Annotated in this window: 4 protein-coding genes; all 4 read right to left on the bottom strand. The window is 68.0% G+C overall.

What is annotated here, in order from left to right:
* Positions 1-266: 266 nt before the first annotated feature.
* A complete protein-coding gene (locus tag ACZ7IB_RS48970; protein WP_470921844.1) occupies positions 267-416 on the bottom strand; it encodes a hypothetical protein in 150 nt (49 codons plus the stop codon).
* A gap of 351 nt (positions 417-767) precedes the next feature.
* On the bottom strand, positions 768-1,040 hold the full coding sequence (locus ACZ7IB_RS48965) for a DUF6225 family protein (protein WP_470921842.1): 273 nt from the start codon (positions 1,038-1,040) through the stop codon (positions 768-770).
* A 293-nt stretch (positions 1,041-1,333) separates the two neighbouring features.
* Positions 1,334-1,573 (bottom strand): hypothetical protein, encoded by a 240-nt coding sequence (locus tag ACZ7IB_RS48960; protein ID WP_470921841.1) that lies wholly within the window; start codon positions 1,571-1,573, stop codon positions 1,334-1,336.
* A 12-nt stretch (positions 1,574-1,585) separates the two neighbouring features.
* Complete coding sequence (locus ACZ7IB_RS48955; protein ID WP_470921839.1) at positions 1,586-1,954, bottom strand: hypothetical protein; 369 nt, start codon at positions 1,952-1,954, stop codon at positions 1,586-1,588.
* Between the last annotated feature and the right edge of the window lie 373 nt (positions 1,955-2,327).

Below are 2,327 nucleotides of genomic sequence, written 5' to 3'. Positions count from 1 at the left end.
TGGCGCGAGTCCCCTACCGCGAAGCCGCCGAGCGGTTTCGTGCCTGGTTGGCCGAGACGGCCCCTGCCGTGGCCGCCGCGGCCGGTCCTGACCGCTTGGACGGCCTCCCTGCCCAGTTCCGGCCAGTCATCGCGGACACCAGCGGCGAGGGCCTAGCACTGTTTTGAGCGAGCACCGGGAGACCCGACACCCCAACGTCACCTCGCAGCTGCTGGCCCCCGACACGTTCACCCCGCACGCCCCGGCGAAATGCGCAGCAGAGCGGTTTACTCGTCGGCGGCGGTGATGTCGAGAACCACGAGGCCGGGCTCATCGATGTGCTGGGCGTCGATCTTCATGCCGACTCTGACGCGTCCATCGCCCGGCCGGGCTCGCCGACGCCGTCCATGCCCCTGGCGCCGCGCGGGCAAGGACATGCACGTCATCGTCAAGAAGCGGCAGGCCCCGCCCAAGTTGCTCTGCCTGTCCGAATCCTGGGGTGCGTGAGGTCCTGGCGAAGTTGCCAACCCCACCCACCACCACACCGCAGAGCGCCGACACACCCGAACACCCCGGCCCTTCAGCCAAGGAGCTTCACCCCCGATACACGGACCCGACCAAGGCCAGCCCCCAGCTTGCCGGAAGTTGCGTGCTTCCCGGAGGAGCCCGCCGTGGGAGCCGCGCACGGTCCTGTCGCTGGAACCCGAGCTGTACGCGGGTACGGGTATTACTCCGCTGAACCCCACCTGACCCCGTGCCCCGGGCGGGGCGCCGCAGTGGGTACCGGTTCAGTCCAGACGGTCGTATGCGCCCGGCTCCCAGTCGGCGAACAGCGTCAGTGCCTTTGCTGTCTCGGTACGTTCCGGCGCAGTGGAGGTGGCCGGCCACCAGTTCTCTACATGGTGCGCGTCCACGAGGACGAAGCCCCGGTATCCGTCGAAGTCGCCGGGGTCGCCTGCCACACCGATGTGGATGAGGGTGTCGTCAGGCAGGTCTTTGAGCGCGTCGCGAAGCTGCGCGGTATTCCAGACCTGCGGGGTGTGCTCGAAGACGTCGGTCATGGGCACAGAGTGCCGGACCAGGCCCCGCCACCGGTAGAGACACGGCTACGCCCTGGTCCAGAGCACTGATCCGGGGCAGGTGACCGGGGTAAAGAACTGATCACCGGGCGTGGAACCGAAGCCCAGCCACCCGACATTGTGCCGCCGGCTGACATCAGGCAGGCCTCGCCTTGGCCGGGGAGGTCGAACAGGAGCGCCCTGCCGAGGCCGACAGCCGACTGGTGTTCCTGTTTGGCGGTCGCGGCACCCGGCGCCTGGAGGCGCTGAGCTACGACGGGCTGGTGCGGATGTTCTCACGCGCCTGCATCCAAGCGCCCGCACGCGGTCTTGATGCGGGCCCCGTGAGTGAGACACCACGCCTCCACGGTCCGTTGCTGTGCGCGGTCGCGCCGCTGGGTACGGACGTCGCGGTGGGACTTGGCCGCCCGCTCCAGGCGGGTGGCCCTGGCCTCGGCGGCCTGCCTGTTCGCCACGCCGAGCGAGTCCGCGATCCACCAGCGGAAAAGCCCCCCGGATCCGGGGGGCTTCCTCATACCGAGGGGGCGTCACGCGTAGGTCGTGTACTCCTTGTCGATGAACTTGCCCTTGGTGTTCATCACGCGCAGCCAGAGGGTGATCTTCTCGTTCTCCCGCGTGTCGGTGCCCGCCAGGGTGCAGCGCTTGCTCTTGCCGGCACCCTCTGCCTTGCAGGTCAGCGCCCCGCCGGGCCACGCCTTGTTGAAGACGACGACCTCGGCCCAGGCGTCATCCTTCTTGGTGTCCGTCACTGTCAGGATGTTGCCGCTGTCGATGTAGGCGAACGATCCACCCGTCACGCTTCCGGTCTTGTCCGCGGCCATCGCGGCAGACTGGGCTCCCAGTACGAGCCCGGCTGCGGCTGCCAGCACGGTCGCTCCCCGGACGATCCTGTTCATCACTGCTCCCCGTCAATCAGCATGGTCACTTTCGCTCTCACCCTAGTGATCAATTTGGGGGGCCCTTCCTCCGCCCCCCGCCCAAGCAGTACATGACGGCCCCTCATACCAAGAGGACCCACGCGCCCCACAGAGCGCCCAGCAGGGCGCGCGACAGGGAAAAACCCGGGCCCCGGGGCCCCGGGCCCCGTGAGGCGGGAGAGGTGCCATCAGGCCCGTTTCTGGAGGGTTTACGGCCCGAGGATGCGTCACCACCTGTGCCGATACGGCGCCTTGCTTAACCTCGGGCTTTCACGTGGGTGGGTGTCCGAGGCGTGATCGGAAAAGCGAAGAGTGCTCCTGACCTGCAACGATGAGACTTGTCTAGGGTCCA

The sequence above is a fragment of the Streptomyces sp. NPDC037301 genome (assembly GCF_055602785.1).
Note: the sequence above shows the minus strand (reverse complement) of the source record. Positions and strands in the feature narration are given on the sequence as shown.

Coding starts and splice junctions, on each gene's coding strand:
- ACZ7IB_RS48955 (WP_470921839.1), bottom strand. CDS start 1,954: ATGAACAGGATCGTCCGGGGAGCGACCGTGCTGGCAGCCGCAGCCGGG.
- ACZ7IB_RS48965 (WP_470921842.1), bottom strand. CDS start 1,040: ATGACCGACGTCTTCGAGCACACCCCGCAGGTCTGGAATACCGCGCAG.
- ACZ7IB_RS48970 (WP_470921844.1), bottom strand. CDS start 416: ATGTCCTTGCCCGCGCGGCGCCAGGGGCATGGACGGCGTCGGCGAGCC.
- ACZ7IB_RS48960 (WP_470921841.1), bottom strand. CDS start 1,573: ATGAGGAAGCCCCCCGGATCCGGGGGGCTTTTCCGCTGGTGGATCGCG.